This is a genomic window from Hydrogenophaga sp. FG152, assembly GCF_057809615.1.
Window position 1 is genome coordinate 84,621 of the sequence record NZ_JBMDKH010000004.1, and the last position, 17,701, is coordinate 102,321.

Consider the following 17,701-nt stretch of genomic DNA (forward strand, 5'->3'; position numbering starts at 1 on the left):
AACATGTCCCAATCCTTTGACGTCGTCGTGATCGGCGGCGGCCCCGGTGGCTACATCGCCGCCATCCGCGCAGCGCAGCTCGGCTTCAAGGTCGCCTGCATCGACGAGTGGAAGAACGCTGCCGGTGGCCCGGCACCGGGTGGCACCTGCACCAACGTCGGCTGCATCCCCAGCAAGGCCCTGCTGCAGTCGTCCGAGCACTTCGACCACGCCAACCACCACTTCGCCGACCATGGCATCAGCGCCACCAACGTGAAGATCGACATCGCCAAGATGATCGGCCGCAAAGACACGGTGGTGAAGCAGAACAACGACGGCATCCTGTACCTGTTCAAGAAGAACAAGGTCACCTTCTTCCACGGCCGCGGCTCGTTCGTGAAGGCCGTCGAAGCCGGCTACGAGATCCAGGTGACCGGCGCGAAGGAAGAGCTCATCACGGGCCAGCAGATCATCCTGGCCACGGGTTCCAACGCCCGCGCGCTGCCGGGTGTGCCGTTCGACGAAGAAAACGTGCTGTCCAACGACGGCGCGCTGCGCCTTGGCGCCGTGCCCAAGAAGCTGGTGCTGATCGGTTCCGGCGTGATCGGCCTGGAAATGGGCTCGGTCTGGCGCCGCCTGGGCTCGGACGTGACCATCCTCGAAGGTCTGCCGACCTTCCTGGGCGCGGTGGACGAGCAGATCGCCAAGGAAGCCAAGAAGGCCTTCGACAAGCAAGGCCTCAAGATCGAGCTGGGCGTGAAGGTCGGCGAGGTCAAGACCGGCAAGAAGGGCGTGAGCGTGGCCTACACGAACGCCAAGGGCGAAGCGCAGAGCATTGATGCTGACAAGCTGATCGTCTCGATCGGCCGCGTGCCCAACACCATCGGCCTGAATGCCGAGGCCGTGGGCCTGCAGCTCGACGAGCGCGGCGCCATCGTGGTGGACGGCGAATGCCGCACCAGCCTCAAGGGCGTGTGGGCCGTGGGCGACGTGGTGCGTGGCCCCATGCTGGCTCACAAGGCGGAAGAAGAGGGCGTGGCCGTGGCCGAGCGCATCGCCGGCCAGCACGGACACGTCAACTTCAACACCATCCCCTGGGTGATCTACACCAGCCCCGAGATCGCGTGGGTGGGCCGCACTGAGCAGCAGCTCAAGGCCGACAGCGTGAAGTACAAGGCCGGCACCTTCCCGTTCCTGGCCAATGGCCGTGCGCGGGCGCTGGGCGACACCACCGGCATGGTGAAGTTCCTGGCCGACGCGACCACCGACGAAATCCTGGGCGTGCACATCGTGGGCCCCATGGCCAGCGAACTGATCGCCGAAGCCGTGGTGGCCATGGAGTTCAAGGCCAGCGCCGAGGACATTGCGCGCATCTGCCACGCCCACCCTTCGCTGTCGGAAGCGACGAAGGAAGCCGCGCTGGCGGTGGACAAGCGCACGCTGAACTTCTAAGCGCCTATCTTGAGCGTTCGCAGCACGTACGAGGCCGCGCTCAAGGAGCGCGGCTACACGACGGACCCCGCCCAACAGCGCGCCATCGACGCGCTGGAGCGGTGCGCGGCCGAGTGGGCGGTGTACAAGCAGAAGCGCTCGAACTCGCTGAAAAAGCTCTTCGTCAATCCCGAGATCCCGCGCGGCGTCTACATGTACGGCGGCGTGGGCCGGGGTAAGAGCTTCCTCATGGAGTGCTTCTTCGAAGCGGTGCCACTGCGTCGCAAGACGCGGCTGCATTTCCACGAGTTCATGCGCGAGGTGCACCGCGAACTGCGCGAGCTGCAGGGCACGGTCAATCCGTTGGACGAGCTCGGCGCGCGCATCGCCAAGCGCTACAAGCTCATCTGCTTCGATGAGTTCCACGTGGCCGACGTGACCGACGCGATGATCCTGCACCGCCTGCTGGATGCGCTGTTCAAGGCGGGCGTGGGGTTCGTCACCACGTCCAACTTCCGGCCGGACGACCTGTACCCCGACGGGCTGCATCGCGACCGCATCCTGCCCGCGATCGAACTGCTCAAACAGCGGCTGGAGGTGCTTAGCGTGGACAACGGCACCGACTACCGCCAGCGAACGCTCAACCACATCCAGCTCTACCACTGCCCGCTGGGGCCGCAGGCCGATGCCGCGATGGAGGCCACCTTCAATGAACTGGCCGAGATGGGCGACCACGATGCGGTCATGCACATCGAGGCGCGGCAGATCCAGGCGCTGCGGCGTTCAGGCGGCGTGATCTGGTTCGACTTCCGCACCTTGTGCGGCGGACCCCGTTCGCAGAACGACTACCTCGAGATCGCCTCCCAGTTCCACACACTCATGCTGTCGAACGTGCCGCAGATGTCGGTGCGCCAGGCATCGGAAGCGCGGCGCTTCACCTGGCTGGTGGATGTGCTCTACGACCGGCGGGTCAAGCTGGTGATGTCCGCCGCCGTGCCACCCGAGGATCTGTACGTGGAAGGGCCAATGTCGCACGAATTCCCGCGCACCGTCTCGCGCCTGACCGAGATGCAGTCACAGGAATTTCTGTCGCTGGAGCACCGGTTGGTGGACACCGGGCTGACTTGAACCCCGCTTCAGCCGAGCGGGTCGAGTTTGACGATCGTCAGCGACAGGTTGTCGCCCATGCCCTTGGCGCGCGAGCGCGCCTTCTGGATCAGGAACTCGCAAGCCTCGCGGGGCGAGAGCATGGCGATCGTGCTGGAGAGTTCTTCCGGGGTGAAGTAGTGCCAGATGCCGTCGCTGCAGGCCATGATCGCGTCACCCGCGCTCAGCTGGGGCACCACGTGCAGGTCCACTGGCGGATCGTTCTCCGTGCCCAGGCAGCCCATCAGGATGTTGGCATGGGGGTGGTCCAGCGCTTCTTCCTCGCTGATCTCGCCCTGGTTGACCAGGGTCTGCACGTAGGAATGGTCCATGGTGCGAAAGACCATCCGGCCATTGCGAAAGTGGTAGATGCGCGAGTCGCCCGCGTGCACCCAGTGGCTGTCGCCACCCGGGTTGATGAGGAAGGCGGCGATGGTGCTGTGCGGCTCCTGTTCTGCCGAGACGGCCGTGAGCTTGATGACCAGATGCGACTCTTCGACGATCTGGCGCAGCAACGCGGCGGCATCGTCCGTCTCAGGGTCGTAGCGCTCGAACAGCTGCCGCGCCGTGAGCATCACCTGATCGGAGGCTTTGCGCCCGCCGCTGCGACCGCCCATCCCGTCGGCCAGCACCGCGAGCAGGCAGGTGCCATGGCGCGGATGGTGCAGCAGGCTGACCTGGTCCTGCTGGTAATCGCGGTCGCCCCGGTGGATGCCGGTGGAGGCCTGGATGCGGTAGCCTTTGGACATGAATGTGCTGGTCGGACTGTGCGGGTGGGGAAATGGGTGCAATGGTATCCACATATGCGCTGCGCGAAGCCCGGCAAAGGCCGAAACCGTGAACCCTTGCGCGCCGGGCCGCCGTCCGGCGGCGTGGGCCTGCCCAACGGTGGCTGGCAGGACCTGGAGGCGGCTTGAGCACGCTTGAAAACAGCGTGGCGGCCGCGTTTGCCGCCGACGGACCCTTGGAGCGCGCGCACGGCAGTCTGCGCCCGCGTCAGGGGCAGCTCGACATGGCCGCCGCCGTGTCCCGCGCCATCGAAGACGGCCATGGCCTGGCCGTCGAAGCGGGTACCGGGGTGGGCAAGACCTTTGCCTACCTCGTGCCCTTGCTGCTCAGTGGCCGGCGTGCTCTGCTGTCCACCGCCACCCAGGCCTTGCAGGACCAGCTGTTCACGCGCGACATTCCCGCCGTGGTCCGCGCACTCGGTCTGCCGGTGCGCGTGGCCCTGCTCAAGGGGCGGTCGAGTTACGTCTGCCTGCATCGGCTGGAGCAGGCCTTGCATGGGCCGGCGTCGGTCGGCCTGCGCGACCCGGCCATCACGGCCGCGTTGGCCCAGGTGCTGAGCTGGGCGAACCGCTCGCGCAGCGGCGACCTGGCCGAACTGGAGGCCCTGGACGAACGCTCGCCGCTGCGCCCGATGGTCACATCCACCCGGGACAACTGCCTGGGCGCGAGCTGCCCGCGCCACGGCGATTGCCATGTCAATCGCGCGCGCGGCGAGGCCTTGCAGGCCGAGTGGGTGGTGATCAACCACCACCTGTTCTTTTCGGATCAGCTGTTGCTGGAGTCGGGCGTGGCCTCGTTGCTGCCGGCCGCTGAGGTGGTGGTGTTCGACGAAGCGCATCAGCTGAACGACACCGGCATTCCGTTTCTGGGGCGCACGCTGGGGACGGGGCAGTTGCGGGAACTGGCGCGCGATCTGGCCACCCAGGGGCCCCAGTGGGCGCGTGGCCAGCGGCCGTGGGCCCACCTGGCACTGGCAATCGAACAGGCCGCGCGCGCGATGGCTGCCTTGCCCCGCCAGGGCGGTGGCAGTGGTGGCCGCCACCGTTGGCAAGGCATGGCGCCCGAAGGCGTTGACGCGGCCGCCTGGCAGCGTTGCGCCACCGAACTGGGCCAGGCGTTGACGGCCAGCCAGGAGGCGCTGACCGCCACCGCACAAGCCTCGGTGGAGCTGGAGCGTTTGCAAGCACGGGTGCGGGCCCTGGTGTCCGGATGGAGCGTCATGGCCACGGGCTTGCCCGCGGCCGACATGGTCCGGTGGGTGGAGTGGGGTGAGACCCGGCATTGGCGCGCCGTGTGCGCACCGTCCGACAGCGCCCGTCTGTTCCAGCCCTTGCTGGACGAATCGGCGGGCCGACGCAGCTGGGTGTTCTCGTCGGCGACCCTGGGCAGCGACGACGGGCTGAGCTGGTTCACCCGGGGCCTCGGCCTGGATGCGCTGCCGGGTTTGCGCACCCTGCGCGTGCCCAGCCCGTTCGATCACGCGGCCCAGGCGGCGCTGTACGTGCCCCACGACCTGCCCGAGCCCGCCGACGCCTCGCACACGCCGGCGCTCGCCGACGCGGTGGCGCGCTGGGCTTCCCGACTGGGGGGCCGCACCCTGGTGTTGACCACCACTTTGCGCGCCGCGTCGCGCATGGCCGACCATCTGCAGGGGCTGGTGACGCAAGGGCGGTGCGCGCCGCTTCAGGTGTTGGCCCAGGGACGCTTGTCCAAGCGCGCGTTGCTGGCGCGGTTTCGCCAAGCGAGCCAACCGTCCGTGCTGGTGGCGTCAGCGTCGTTCTGGGAGGGCGTGGATCTGCCCGGCGACGCACTGCAGCTGTTGGTCATCGACAAGCTGCCTTTTCCACCACCGGACGATCCTTTGATGCAGGCGCGCGCCCAGCGCCTGGAGGCGCAGGGCTTGAGCGCTTTCAACGACGCCTTTCTGCCCGAAGCTGCCATGGCGCTCAAGCAAGGGGCAGGGCGTTTGATCCGCTCCGAGACCGACCAAGGCATTCTGGTGATCGGCGACCGGCGCCTGGTCACCCGCTCTTATGGCAGCCGTCTGCTCGGGGCGTTGCCGGCCATGAGCCGGCTGGTCGACGAGGCGGACATGGTCGCCCGCCTCGATGCACTGGTGCTTACCAGATCTTCCACCAGGGATCGTCTTTGGACTTGAAACCCTGGCTCAGGTACTCGCTGTTCGGGTAGCTGGCCTGCATCACGCGGCGGGTATCGTCGCGCAACTGCGTCAGGCCCAGCGCCTCATAGGACCGTAGCATGATGAACAGGGCTTCTTCGAGGGCCGGCGCGTTGACGTAGTCGGTCAGGGCCGTCTGGGCGCGGTTGATGGCCGCCACGTAGGCGCCTCGGCTGTGGTAGTAGCGCGCGACATGGACCTCGTACTGCGCCAGCGAGTTGACGATGTACGTCATGCGGTCCCGGGCATCGGGGCTGTAGCGGGAATCCGGAAACCGCGAGACGAGTTCGCGGAACGCTTCGAACGATTCCTTGGCGGCTTTCTGATCGCGTTCGGACAGATCCTGGCGCGCCAGCGAGCCGAAGAGGCCGAGGTTGTCGTTGAAGTTCACCAGCCCCTTGAGGTACAGGGCATAGTCCATCGCCGGGCTGGTGGGATGGAGCTTCTGGAAGCGGTCGAGGGTGGCCAGGGCCTGGGCTTGTTCGCCGGCCTTGTACTGGGCGTAAGCCTTGTCGAGCTGGGCCTGCTGCGCCAGAGGGGTGCCGGCGGCACGGCCCTCGAGCTTTTCGTACAGCGTCACCGACTTCTCGTAGTTGCCTGCGGCACGCTCTTCGGTCGCTTCGCTGTAGATTCGGTTCGGGCTCCAGCCGGCCGTTTCATCCACGGGCGTGGTGCTGCATGCGCTGAGCACCAGCGCCGAGGCCATCGCGCACAGGGGCACAGCCGATAATCTGGACGTCAACTTCACGGGTGCACCTTTACAACGGAACAATGGACTTGGCTTCGCAAATTATATCGACGGGGGATGTGACAGGAGGTTCCATGCCGGGTCTCGAATCGGAGGCGGGCGCCGTGCTCGACGAACTCACGGCGGAAGTGGAAACGCGGATCTGCGAAGTACCCGCTGCCATGCATGGCTGGCGCATCGATCGCGCGCTGGCGCAGCTGATTCCCGAATTCTCCCGTTCCTACCTGCAGCAACTGATGGCCGACGGCGCTGTCGTGATGCGTGGCGCGGCCCTGCGCAAGCCGTCGGCCCGCATCGCCGTGGGCGACCGGTTGGCGGTGGAACTGCGCCCCACGCAACAGGCGCAGGCCTTCGTGGCGCAGGCCATGGCGCTGGACGTGGTGTTCGAGGACGCCGACCTGCTGGTGATCCAGAAGCCCGCCGGCCTGGTGGTGCACCCGGCGGCTGGTCACTGGACCGGCACCTTGCTCAACGGTCTGCTGGCGCACCACGCCGGCGCCGCGGCGTTGCCGCGCGCCGGTATCGTGCACCGCCTGGACAAGGACACCTCAGGCCTCATGCTCGTGGGCAAATCGCGCCAGGCCGTGGAGGCGCTGGTGCGGGACATCGCCGCGCGCGAGGTGAATCGCCAGTACCTTGCCCTGGCCCACGGCCGCTGGCAGGGCGCGGCCGAGAAGGGCGTGGACCAGCCCATCGGGCGCGACGTGCACAACCGCCTGCGCATGGCCGTCGTGCGCGCCGACACTGGCATCGGGAAAACGGCGCAGACCACCATCCGCCTGCTCGATGGGTCTGACCAGGCCTGCCTGGTGGCCTGCAAGCTGCACACGGGGCGCACGCACCAGATCCGCGTGCACATGGCATGGCTGGGCCATCCCCTGGTCGGGGACACGCTCTACGGCGGTCGCCCGCTCTGGGGCATGGGCCGCCAGGCCCTGCATGCGGCACGCCTGTCGCTGCGGCATCCGATCACCGGCGAGCCGCTGGCGTTTCAATCGGCCCCGCCACCGGACCTGCTGGCCGCCATCGATGGCAGCGGCCTCCGGTACAATGAGCCGGGTCTGGGCAGCGGATTCCTCGAGTGAGCGCCACCGTGCGACCCCCGCAGCGCGGCGTGTCGAGGTCCTGACCTCACGATCCCCCAGTTTTGCCCTGCCAGGCAACAGGTTCTTCCCCGGCGTTCCGAGCCGACGGCCAGCGCCGTCCTCGCCGGTTTGAGCAACGGGCCCCGTGCCCACCCCTGTACCGTCCCGGTCGATGCCGGTTTTTGACAGACTGACACCATGAACACCACGGATGCCAAGCGCGTCCTCGAGACGGCGTTGATCTGCGCGCCCCAGCCCCTGTCTGTGCGGGAACTGGGCACGCTGTTCGACGCCGAAGTCTCGGCGGACACGCTCAAGACCTTGCTGGCCGACCTTCAGCTGGAATGGACCGGCCGCGGCGTCGAACTGGTGCAGGTGGCCAGTGGCTGGCGTTTCCAGAGCCGGCCCGAACTGCGCCCCTACCTGGACCGTTTGCACCCCGAAAAGCCACCACGCTACAGCCGCGCCACGATGGAGACCCTGGCCATCATTGCCTACCGCCAGCCGGTGACGCGGGGCGACATGGAAGACATCCGCGGCGTGACCATCAACTCGCTCATCATCAAGCAGTTGGAGGATCGGGGTTGGGTCGAGGTCATCGGCCACCGCGAAACCGTGGGCCGTCCCGCGCTGTTCGCCACCACACGCCAGTTTCTCGACGACCTGGGTCTGTCTTCGCTCGATCAGCTGCCCCCGCTCGAGGGCAATGAAATCCAGGAGTCGGCCCTGGACCGGCTGGACTTCGAAGCGCTGTCGTCCAACCTGTCGCCCGAAGCCGCAGAAGTGGCCGAAGTGGCAGAGGTCGCGATCGATACCGAGATTGCCGTGGCGGATGCGTCCGAAGCAGCGGCGACCGCCGACTTGCCGGCCGACGCCGAGACCCCCACCCCCGATCTGCAGAGAGCCGATCCCTCCACCCAGGAACACCATGAACCCGGCGAACACCCCCCCAGCGACGCCTGAGTCGACCCCCGACGCGACGTTGCCGCCCGCCGAGAATGCGGTGCCGCCTCAGGCCGCAGGCGTTGAGCCTGCCCCTGTTGCGGGCCCTCGAGAGGCCGCCGATGCCGAAGCCCTGCGTTTCGACGACGTGGTCAGCGGTGCTTTCGATGCAGAGCAGGAGCAAGCCCTGCCGCTGCCGACCAAGCGCGTGCTCGCGCCGCAGGCCGAGTCGCCCAAGCTGCACAAGGTGCTGGCGCAGGCCGGCATGGGCTCGCGGCTGGAGATGGAGCAGCTCATCCTGGAAGGCCGCATCTCGGTCAACGGCGAGCCTGCCCACATCGGGCAGCGCATCCAGTTCGGGGACATCATCAAGGTCAACGGCAAGCCGGTGCGCGTGCGCATGACGCCGCCGCCGCCCCGTGTGCTGGCGTACCACAAGCCCGCCGGGGAGGTGGTTTCTCACGATGACCCGCAGAACCGCCCGACCGTGTTCCGCCGCCTGCCCAAGCTGATGCAGGGCAAGTGGCAGTCGGTCGGCCGGCTCGACCTCAACACCGAAGGCCTGCTGTTGCTGACCAATTCGGGCGAACTGGCCAACCGGCTGATGCACCCCCGTTTCGGTTTGCAGCGGGAATACGCCGTGCGCGTGCTGGGTGCCTTGTCCAACGAAGAGAAACAGCGGCTGCTGGACGGCGTGCGCCTGGATGACGGCGTGGCACAGTTCGCCTCCATCGAGGATGGAGGCGGCGAGGGCGCCAACTGCTGGTACCGCGTGACGATCGGCGAGGGCCGCAACCGCGAGGTGCGTCGCATGTTCGAAGCCGTTGGCCATGCGGTCAGCCGGCTGATCCGCATCCGCTATGGCGCCGTGATGCTGCCTCGCGGGCTCAAGCGCGGCGTGTGGCTGGAACTCGACGACCGCGACATCGCCCGGTTGACCGCCGCGGCAGGGTTGGTGGAGGCCGACGAACCGCGGGGCCCGCGCCCCGGCGGCCGGCACCCCGCCCAGCGGGGCAAACAAGGCGGCAAGGGTAGCCGCACCCAGGGCAAACCGCCAGGCAGCCGTGCCGATGGCCCTGGTTTCGGCGATCGCCGGACCAACAGCGGCTACGGCATGGGCGGGGCGCCGGGTGGCGCCAAGCCGCGCGGTGCCAAGGGCCCGGGCAAGGGGCAGGGCGGCGCGGGTTCGCAGCCGGACCCGATGAAAACCTCCTTCGGTTACATCGGTCAGGACGCCCTGCAGCGCCGGCGCGAGCAGGACGCCGGCCGCGGAGGCCCGCCGGGCGGTGGCCGGCGCCGGGGCGGCGGACGTTCGGGCGGGCGCTGAATGGCGCTTCCCACGCCCACGTTCCACGGCACGGACACCCGAGCAATGTAGAATCGTGGGCTTTGTGAGGCCTTGTGGCTTCGGCAAATTCAACCAAGAAACTTCAGGATTCCTATGGCCATCGAACGCACCCTCTCGATCATCAAGCCCGACGCCGTCGCCAAGAACGTCATCGGCCAGATTTACGCCCGCTTTGAAGCCGCTGGCCTGAAGGTCGTGGCCGCTCGCATGGCCCACCTCTCGCGCGGCGAAGCCGAAGCCTTCTACGCCGTGCACAAGGCCCGTCCCTTCTTCAAGGACCTGGTCGACTTCATGATCTCCGGTCCCGTGATGATCCAGGCGCTCGAAGGCGAAGGCGCCATTGCCAAGAACCGTGACCTGATGGGCGCCACCGATCCCAAGAAGGCCGCTGCCGGCACCATCCGCGCCGACTTCGCCGACAGCATCGACGCCAACGCCGTGCACGGCTCGGACGCGCCCGAGACGGCCGCTGCCGAAGTGGCATTCTTCTTTGCCGGCCTCAACGTCTACTCGCGTTGATCATGGTATGACGGCCAATCTGCTCGACTTCGATCTCGAGGGTTTGGCCGCCTTTTGCGAGCAGCTGGGCGAGAAGCGCTTTCGAGCCGTCCAGCTGTTTCGCTGGATCCATCAAAAAGGGGCGTCGGACTTCGCCCAGATGACGGACCTGGCGCGCAGCCTGCGCGACAAGCTGCCCGGCGTCTGCACCATCACCGACCTGCCCGTGCTCTCGCGCCAGGACTCGGCCGACGGCACCATCAAGTGGCTCTTCGATGTGGGCGATGGCAACGCGGTGGAAACCGTGTTCATCCCCGAGGAAGACCGCGGCACGCTGTGCATTTCCTCCCAGGCCGGTTGCGCCGTGGGCTGCCGCTTCTGCTCCACCGGCCATCAGGGCTTTTCGCGCAACCTCACCACCGGTGAGATCCTGGCCCAGCTGTGGCATGCCGAGCATTTTCTTCGCCGTCACCTGAAACGCGGGGAACGCGTGATCACGAACGTGGTCATGATGGGCATGGGCGAACCCTTGCAGAACTACCACGCGCTGGTGCCGGCGTTGCGCGCCATGCTCGATGACCATGGCTACGGCCTCTCGCGCCGCCGTGTGACGGTTTCCACCTCGGGCGTGGTGCCGATGATCGATCGCCTGGCGCAGGATTGCCCGGTGGCCCTGGCGGTGTCGCTGCACGCCCCCAACGACCCCCTGCGCGACGACCTCGTGCCCTTGAACCGCAAGTACCCCATCGCCGAGCTGTTGGACGCCTGCCTGCGCTACCTGCCGGCGGCCCCGCGCGACTTCATCACCTTCGAGTACTGCATGCTCGACGGGGTGAACGACCAGCCCGAGCACGCCCGCGAGTTGCTGGCCCTGCTCAAGCAGCATGGCGAGCGCGGTGTGCCGTGCAAGATCAACCTGATTCCTTTCAACCCTTTCCCGGACTCGGGGCTGACCTGCTCGCCGCGCGCGGTGGTGCAGCGCTTCGGGCAGATGCTCAGTGAAGCCGGTGTGGTCACCACGGTGCGCAAGACCCGTGGGGACGACATCGATGCCGCCTGCGGTCAGCTCGCGGGCGATGTGCTGGACCGCACCAATGCCGCCAAGCGCCTGGCGCAACGGCGCAGCAATGCCAGCGAGCGCCCCATTCGTTTCGTTCAAAAGGAAAGGCAGGCATGACACATCCGACCCGCACCGGTTTTGGGGCGCAACGCACGCGCTCGCGTGGCATGGTGGCCAGCTTCTGGCTGGGTGTGCTGCTGGTGTTGCTGGCCGGCTGTGCGCAAACGCGCGGCCTGCCCGCCACCACGGCCGCTGCCGTGGCAGCCGGCGCCGAACCGGTCACCGAGTCTGACGAGCCCGAATCGCGCAAGCGCGCGCGCATCCGGGTGGAACTGGCTTCGGGCTACTTCGAGCAGGGCCAGACCACGGTGGCGCTCGACGAGATCAAGCTGGCGCTGGGCGCCGATCCGAACTACGCACCGGCCTACACGCTGCGCGGCCTGGTGTATGCGCGGCTGAACGAACTGCGGCTCGCGGAAGACAGCTTCAAGCGCGCGCAACTGCTCAGCCCGCGCGATCCGGACGTGCTGCACCACTACGGCCTGTTCGCGTGCCAGCAAGGCCGCTACCCGCAGGCGATCGAGCTGTTTCAGCAGGCGCTCGCCAGCCCGGTGTACGGCGGCCAGGCCAAGACCCTGATGGTCAAGGGCATCTGCCAGGTGCGGGCGGCGCAGTTTGACGAAGCAGAGGGCAGTCTGGCGCGCTCCTACGAGCTTGATCCTGGCAACCCCATCACGGCCTACAACCTGGCGGCCCTGCAGTTCCGCCGCGGCGAGAACGCGAAGGCGCAGTTCACCATTCGCCGGCTGAACAACAGTGAATTGGCCAATGCCGAAACCCTGTGGCTGGGCATCAAGGTGGAGCACCGCATGGGCAATGCCGAAGCCATGGCCCAACTGGCCCAGCAACTGAGCCGGCGTTATCCGGACTCGCGTGAGTGGGCGTCGTATCAGCGGAGAGCATTTGATGAATGAGGTGTATGCCAACGAGGGCGCCACGGCGGCCGGGGAGGGTGCTTCGCGCCCGGTGCTGCTGCGCGCGGCGCGCGAGGCGGCGGGCCTGCACATTGCGGCGCTCGCCGCGGCCCTCAAGGTCCCGGTGAAAAAACTCGAAGCCCTGGAAGCGGGGCGGTACAGCGAACTGCCCGACCTGACCTTCGCGCGCGCGCTGGCGTCCAGCGCATGCCGCCACCTCAAGGTGGATCCGGCGCCGATCCTCGAACAGATTCCGCAGGGAGGCATCCCTGAACTGGGTGGTTCGCGCCATGCGATCAACGCCCCCTTCCAGCCAGCGCATGACCCGGCCCCCATCAACCCCTTGAGCTGGCTCTCGCGCCCCGCGCTGCTGGCCGCGATCGTGCTGCTGCTGGGCGCGCTGGTGATCGTGTTCCTGCCGCGCGCGGAAGAGTCCGCGCAGGAGCCTGCGCAGGCCGAGGCGGGCAACGTGGTCACGCCGCTGGAGCAACCGGCAGAGCCGGTGGCGGCGGTGGAGCCCGAGCCTGTTCAGGAACCCGCTGCGGCGGGTGCGCCTGTGACGCCCGCGCCAGGGGGGGCGACGCCCGCGGCGCCTGCGGCGGCACCCGCCCCAGTGTCCGCGTCGCCTGCGGCCGTTCCTGCCGTGGCTGCGGTGCCACCTGTGGCCCCGGTTGCCGCACCCGCATCGGGCAGCCTGCTCACCATTGCCGCCACCGGCGAATCCTGGGTGGAGGTCGTCAATGGCTCGGGCAGTGTCGTCATCCAGCGCGTGCTGCAAGCCGGTGACGCCGTCGATTTTTCCAGCGCGCCGCCTTACACCGTGGTGCTCGGCCGCGCCGAGGTCGCTCAGGTTACTGTGCGTGGCAAGCCGTTCGACGTGACGCGCTACGCGCGCAACAACGTTGCCCGATTCGAGGTGAAATGAACATGGACACCCTGGTGCGCCCTGCCGCGTCGTGTGAACCCATTCCGCTGTCGGCGGCGCGAACGCGCCGCACCCGCCAGGGGGTGGTGGCCTGGGGCGACCACCGCGTCACGGTGGGCGGCGATGCGCCGGTGCGCGTGCAGTCCATGACCAACACCGACACCGCCGATGCCGTGGGCACGGCGATCCAGGTCAAGGAACTGGCGCTGGCTGGCTCCGAACTGGTGCGCATCACGGTCAACAACGACGAGGCCGCCAAGGCCGTGCCCTACATCCGCGAGCAGCTCGACCGCATGGGCGTGAACGTGCCGCTGATCGGGGACTTCCACTACAACGGCCACCGCCTGCTCACCGACCACCCGGCCTGTGCCGAGGCGCTGTCCAAGTACCGCATCAACCCCGGCAACGTGGGCCGTGGCGACAAGGGCGACCGCCAGTTCGCGCAGATGGTGGAAATCGCGGCGCGCCACGACAAGGCCATCCGCATCGGCGTGAACTGGGGCAGCCTGGACCAGGACCTGCTCGCGCGCCTGATGGACGAAAACGCGAACCGCAGCATGCCCTGGGAAGCGCGGCAGGTGATGTATGAGGCGCTGATCACCTCGGCACTCGAATCCGCCCGCAAGGCCGAAGAGATCGGCCTGAATGGCAACAACATCGTGCTGTCGTGCAAGGTCAGTGGCGTGCAGGACCTCATCGCGGTCTACCAGGCCTTGGCGCAGCGCTGCGACTACGCGCTGCACCTGGGCCTGACCGAGGCTGGCATGGGCACCAAGGGCGCCGTGGCCTCGGCGGCAGCGCTGTCGGTGCTGCTGCAGCAAGGCATCGGCGACACGATCCGCGTCTCGCTCACGCCGCAGCCCGGCGAAGCGCGCACGCAGGAGGTGGTGATCGCGCTGGAGATCCTGCAAGCCCTGGGCATGCGCGCTTTCGTGCCGTCGGTCACCGCCTGCCCGGGCTGTGGCCGCACCACCAGCACCACCTTCCAGGAATTGGCCAAGCAGATCGACGACTACCTGCGCAGCTCCATGCCACTGTGGCGCGCGCGCTATCCTGGGGTGGAGAACCTCAAGGTGGCCGTGATGGGCTGCATCGTCAATGGCCCGGGTGAAAGCAAGCACGCCGACATCGGCATCAGCCTGCCCGGCACTGGCGAGGCGCCCGCCGCCCCGATCTTCATCGACGGGCAGAAGGCCATGACCCTGCGGGGCGAGGGCATCGCGCGCGAGTTCCAGCAGGTCGTTGAAAACTACATCGAGAAGAAATTCGGCGCAACGTCCTGAGCGTCGGGACCACCCGATGCCTCTGGCGCATGGCTGAACGAGAGATTGCATGGCAGACAAACTGAGCGCCGTCAAAGGCATGAACGACATCGCCCCTCCCGCGTCCGCGCACTGGGAGTGGCTCGAAGACACTCTTCGCACGCTGATGCGCCGCTACGGCTATCGCAACCTGCGCACGCCCATCGTAGAGCCCACGGCGCTGTTCGTGCGGGGGCTGGGCGAGGTGACCGACATCGTCGAAAAGGAGATGTACTCCTTCGAAGACCGGCTCAACGGCGAGCAGCTCACGCTGCGTCCCGAGAACACCGCCGGTGTGGTCCGCGCCGCGCTGGAGCATTCGCTGCTGTACGACGGCGGCAAGCGCCTGTACTACATGGGCCCGATGTTCCGGCACGAGCGGCCTCAGCGGGGGCGCTACCGGCAGTTCCATCAATTCGGTGCCGAGGCCCTGGGCTTCGCAGGCCCGGACGTGGATGCCGAGCTCATCGTGCTGGCCTGCGACCTCTGGGCCGAACTCGGCCTCACGGGCATCGAACTCGAGATCAACAGCCTGGGCCAACCGCCCGAGCGCCTGGCCCATCGCCAGGCCCTGATCGCCTACCTGGAGGCGCACGCCGACCAGCTCGACGAAGAAGCCAAGCGCCGCCTGCACAGCAACCCCTTGCGCATCCTGGACACCAAGAACCCGGCCATGCAGGACCTGGTCAACGCCGCGCCGCGCCTCATGGACCACCTGGGCGCCGAGTCGCTCGACCACTTCAACCGCCTGCGCGGCCTGCTCGATGCGCACGGCATCGCCTACCGCATCAACCCGCGCCTGGTGCGCGGCATGGACTACTACAACCTTTCGGTGTTCGAGTTCGTGACCACCCAGCTGGGCTCGCAGGGCACGGTGTGCGCGGGCGGCCGGTACGACGGCCTGTTCGAACAGATCGGTGGCAAGGCCGCTCCGGCGGTCGGCTGGGCCATGGGCATGGAGCGCATCCTGGAATTGCTGAAAGAGCAGGGGCGCCTGCCCGAGCAGCCTGCGCCCGATGTGTATGCGGTCGTGCCGGACGCGGCCCGCGTGCCCCAGGTGATGCCGGTGCTGCGGGCGCTGCGCCTGCAAGGCGTGAACGTGCAGATGCATGCCGGCGGTGCCGATGGCATGGGCAGCATGAAGTCGCAGTTCAAGAAGGCCGATGCCAGCGGCGCGCGCTTTGCGCTCATCTTTGGCGAACAGGAAATGCAGCAAGGCACGGTGGCGCTCAAGCCCCTGCGTGGCCCGCGCACGGACGCGCCCGCGGAAGCCGCGCAAAGCCTGCTGCCCCTCGACGCCGTCGCCGATTGGGCGGGCCGTCTGCGCGGCGACTGAAGTTCGCGCGTCCGCACAGGGTGGCCTGGGGCCACCCGCCTACAATCCCCCGTTGCGCAACCGGCGCACGAATTCCAGACCCGCATCCACCATGGCCAAACACCTCGACCTCGAAGAACAGGAACAGATCGATCAGATCAAGCACTTCTGGGCCCAGTACGGCAACCTCATCAGCTGGGTGCTGATCGTCGTCTTCGGTTCCTTCGCGGCCTGGAACGGCTGGAACTACTGGCAGCGCACGCAGGGCGTGAAAGCCGCCGCGCTGTACGACGAGGTTGACCGCGCGGTGCTGGCGCGCGACAACGAGCGCGTGGAGCGCGCCCTGGCCGACATGCAGGCCCAGTTCGGCGGCACCACCTTCGCCAGCCAGGCGGCGCTGCTGGCGGGCAAAACCCTGTTCGAAGCCGGTCAGGTCGACAAGGCCCGTGCCGCACTGACCTGGGTGGTCGAGAAATCCGGCGACGCGTCCTACCAGGCCGTGGCCCGCTTGCGCCTGGCCGCGCTGGACGTGGAAGGCAAGGCCTTCGACCAGGCCCTCAAGACGCTGGAAGCCTCCGTGCCCAAGTCTTTCGAACCCCTGGTGGCCGACCGCCGTGGCGATGTCTTCATGGCCCAGGGCAAGGCCGATGAAGCCAAGGCGCAATATCAGAGCGCCTGGCAGGCCCTGGGCGCGCGCACCGAGTACCGCCGGCTGGTCGAGGTGAAGCTCGCCGCCCTGGGCGTGGACACCGCCAGTCTGTCTTCCACCGCACGTTGAAATCCATGGTCACCTGCACACCCCTTTCATCCACGGCGCCCTGGCGCCGGGCCTTGCCCGTCATCGGGCTGGTCGCCGTCGCCTTGCTGTCGGCCTGTGGCTCGAGTTCGAAGAAGCCGCAGCCGGCCGAGCTGCCCGCTGTGGCCGCCCTGATGGGCACCCAGCTCGTTTGGTCGGCCCAGGTCGGCGAAGGCCATGCCTCGCTGGCACCGATCGTGGCGGGCGGACGCGTTTTCGTCGCTGGCGGTGCGGGCAACGTGGCCGCATTGGATGCCGCGACCGGCAAGGATGTCTGGCGCCTGAACCTGAGCACGCCGATTGCCGCCGGGGTGGGTTCCGATGGACAGACCGCCGTCGTGGTGACCCGCAACAACCAGCTGGTGGCCATCGCCGATGGGGCTGAGCGCTGGCGCGTGCGCCTGCCCGCGCGCTCGTTCACTGCCCCCCTCGTGGCGGGCGAGCGGGTGTTCGTTCTCACGGCCGATCGCGTGGTCACGGCTTTCGATGGCAAGACTGGCGCCCGGCTGTGGAGCCAGAGCCGTCCCGCAGAACCGCTGGTGCTGAGCCAGACAGGCGCGCTGCTGGCGGTGGGCGATACCCTGGTGGTGGGCCTGGCGGGACGCCTCACGGGTCTCAACCCCGACAACGGATCCGTGCGCTGGGAGGCACCGGTGGCCACGTCCCGAGGCACCAACGAAGTCGAGCGCCTGGTCGACATCGTGGGGCCGGTCAGCCGCATCCGCAACAGCGTCTGCGCGCGGGCCTATTCGGCCGCCGTGGGCTGCGTGGACGCGAGCCGAGGCACCGTGGTGTGGACGCGCGCCGCGCAAGGCACGACGGGTGTGCACGGCGATGACCGCCTGGTTTTCGGCAGCGAGAGCGATGGCCGCTTCCAGGCCTGGCAGCGCGCCACCGGCGAGCCCGCCTGGAGCATCGACCGCCTGAAATACCGCGGCCTGACCGCGCCGCTGGCCCTGGGCCGCGTCGTGGCAGTGGCCGACAGCCGTGGCCTCGTGCACCTGATCTCCCGCGAGGACGGCAGCGAAATGACCCGCCTGACCACCGACGGCTCGCCCATCGTGGCCCCGCCGGTGCTCGCTGGCGATGCGCTGGTGGTGCAGACACGCAACGGCGGCGTGTTCGCCTGGCGTCCCCAGTAATGCCCGCCACGAACACCGTGTTCGTGACCGCCTGAACGAAAGC

16 protein-coding genes are annotated in these 17,701 nt (G+C 67.9%); 14 read left to right on the forward strand and 2 right to left on the reverse strand.

All coding sequences use genetic code 11. From position 1 onward, the window contains the following. Positions 1-3: 3 nt before the first annotated feature. Both lpdA and zapE read left to right on the forward strand, forming a co-directional pair. Positions 4-1,431, forward strand: a complete 1,428-nt coding sequence (gene lpdA, locus ACODTB_RS06585) for a dihydrolipoyl dehydrogenase (protein ID WP_291119571.1) — start codon at positions 4-6, stop codon at positions 1,429-1,431. 9 nt (positions 1,432-1,440) lie between these two features. Further along, positions 1,441-2,538: a cell division protein ZapE gene (gene zapE / locus ACODTB_RS06590; protein WP_291119574.1), complete on the forward strand. Its 1,098-nt coding sequence runs from the start codon at positions 1,441-1,443 to the stop codon at positions 2,536-2,538. An 8-nt stretch (positions 2,539-2,546) separates the two neighbouring features. Here zapE and ACODTB_RS06595 read toward each other — a convergent pair whose 3' ends face one another. Next, a complete protein-coding gene (locus ACODTB_RS06595; protein ID WP_291119577.1) occupies positions 2,547-3,305 on the reverse strand; it encodes a PP2C family protein-serine/threonine phosphatase in 759 nt (252 codons plus the stop codon). 164 nt (positions 3,306-3,469) lie between these two features. Here ACODTB_RS06595 and ACODTB_RS06600 point away from each other — a divergent pair, with 164 nt between their 5' ends. Then, positions 3,470-5,503: an ATP-dependent DNA helicase gene (locus ACODTB_RS06600; protein ID WP_291119580.1), complete on the forward strand. Its 2,034-nt coding sequence runs from the start codon at positions 3,470-3,472 to the stop codon at positions 5,501-5,503. On the opposite strand, the gene ACODTB_RS06605 is transcribed toward ACODTB_RS06600, so the two are convergent. Continuing rightward, positions 5,466-6,230, reverse strand: coding sequence for an outer membrane protein assembly factor BamD (locus ACODTB_RS06605; RefSeq protein WP_291119609.1), 765 nt, complete (start codon positions 6,228-6,230; stop codon positions 5,466-5,468). The two genes, ACODTB_RS06600 and ACODTB_RS06605, sit on opposite strands and share 38 nt — an antisense overlap. A 116-nt stretch (positions 6,231-6,346) precedes the next feature. Here ACODTB_RS06605 and ACODTB_RS06610 point away from each other — a divergent pair, with 116 nt between their 5' ends. The 11 genes from ACODTB_RS06610 to bamB all read left to right on the forward strand — a co-directional run bounded on the left by ACODTB_RS06610 (position 6,347) and on the right by bamB (position 17,658). Continuing rightward, on the forward strand, positions 6,347-7,357 hold the full coding sequence (locus tag ACODTB_RS06610) for an RluA family pseudouridine synthase (RefSeq protein ID WP_291119583.1): 1,011 nt from the start codon (positions 6,347-6,349) through the stop codon (positions 7,355-7,357). Positions 7,358-7,555: 198 nt separating this feature from the next. Then, positions 7,556-8,320 carry an SMC-Scp complex subunit ScpB gene (gene scpB / locus ACODTB_RS06615; protein WP_291119587.1) on the forward strand — a complete coding sequence of 255 codons (765 nt, stop codon included), beginning with the start codon at positions 7,556-7,558 and terminating at the stop codon, positions 8,318-8,320. After that, on the forward strand, positions 8,286-9,626 hold the full coding sequence (locus ACODTB_RS06620; protein ID WP_291119591.1) for a pseudouridine synthase: 1,341 nt from the start codon (positions 8,286-8,288) through the stop codon (positions 9,624-9,626). The genes scpB and ACODTB_RS06620 overlap by 35 nt, the downstream gene beginning before the upstream one ends. 114 nt (positions 9,627-9,740) lie before the next feature. Continuing rightward, positions 9,741-10,166: a nucleoside-diphosphate kinase gene (gene ndk / locus ACODTB_RS06625; protein ID WP_086123506.1), complete on the forward strand. Its 426-nt coding sequence runs from the start codon at positions 9,741-9,743 to the stop codon at positions 10,164-10,166. Positions 10,167-10,173: 7 nt separating this feature from the next. After that, entirely contained in the window at positions 10,174-11,322 is a 1,149-nt protein-coding gene (gene rlmN, locus ACODTB_RS06630; protein ID WP_291119596.1) for a dual-specificity RNA methyltransferase RlmN, read from the forward strand. Next, positions 11,319-12,179 carry a type IV pilus biogenesis/stability protein PilW gene (gene pilW, locus ACODTB_RS06635; protein ID WP_291119599.1) on the forward strand — a complete coding sequence of 287 codons (861 nt, stop codon included), beginning with the start codon at positions 11,319-11,321 and terminating at the stop codon, positions 12,177-12,179. The genes rlmN and pilW overlap by 4 nt, the downstream gene beginning before the upstream one ends. After that, positions 12,172-13,104 (forward strand): RodZ domain-containing protein, encoded by a 933-nt coding sequence (locus tag ACODTB_RS06640; RefSeq protein ID WP_488929184.1) that lies wholly within the window; start codon positions 12,172-12,174, stop codon positions 13,102-13,104. Before pilW ends, ACODTB_RS06640 begins: the two co-directional genes overlap by 8 nt. A gap of 2 nt (positions 13,105-13,106) precedes the next feature. Further along, positions 13,107-14,387, forward strand: a complete 1,281-nt coding sequence (gene ispG / locus ACODTB_RS06645) for a flavodoxin-dependent (E)-4-hydroxy-3-methylbut-2-enyl-diphosphate synthase (protein ID WP_291113383.1) — start codon at positions 13,107-13,109, stop codon at positions 14,385-14,387. Between the two features lie 49 nt (positions 14,388-14,436). Next, entirely contained in the window at positions 14,437-15,741 is a 1,305-nt protein-coding gene (gene hisS, locus ACODTB_RS06650; protein WP_291113295.1) for a histidine--tRNA ligase, read from the forward strand. 91 nt (positions 15,742-15,832) lie between these two features. After that, a complete protein-coding gene (locus ACODTB_RS06655) occupies positions 15,833-16,498 on the forward strand; it encodes a YfgM family protein (protein WP_291113297.1) in 666 nt (221 codons plus the stop codon). Positions 16,499-16,503: 5 nt separating this feature from the next. After that, positions 16,504-17,658 (forward strand): outer membrane protein assembly factor BamB, encoded by a 1,155-nt coding sequence (bamB, locus tag ACODTB_RS06660; RefSeq protein WP_291113299.1) that lies wholly within the window; start codon positions 16,504-16,506, stop codon positions 17,656-17,658. Positions 17,659-17,701 lie beyond the last annotated feature (43 nt).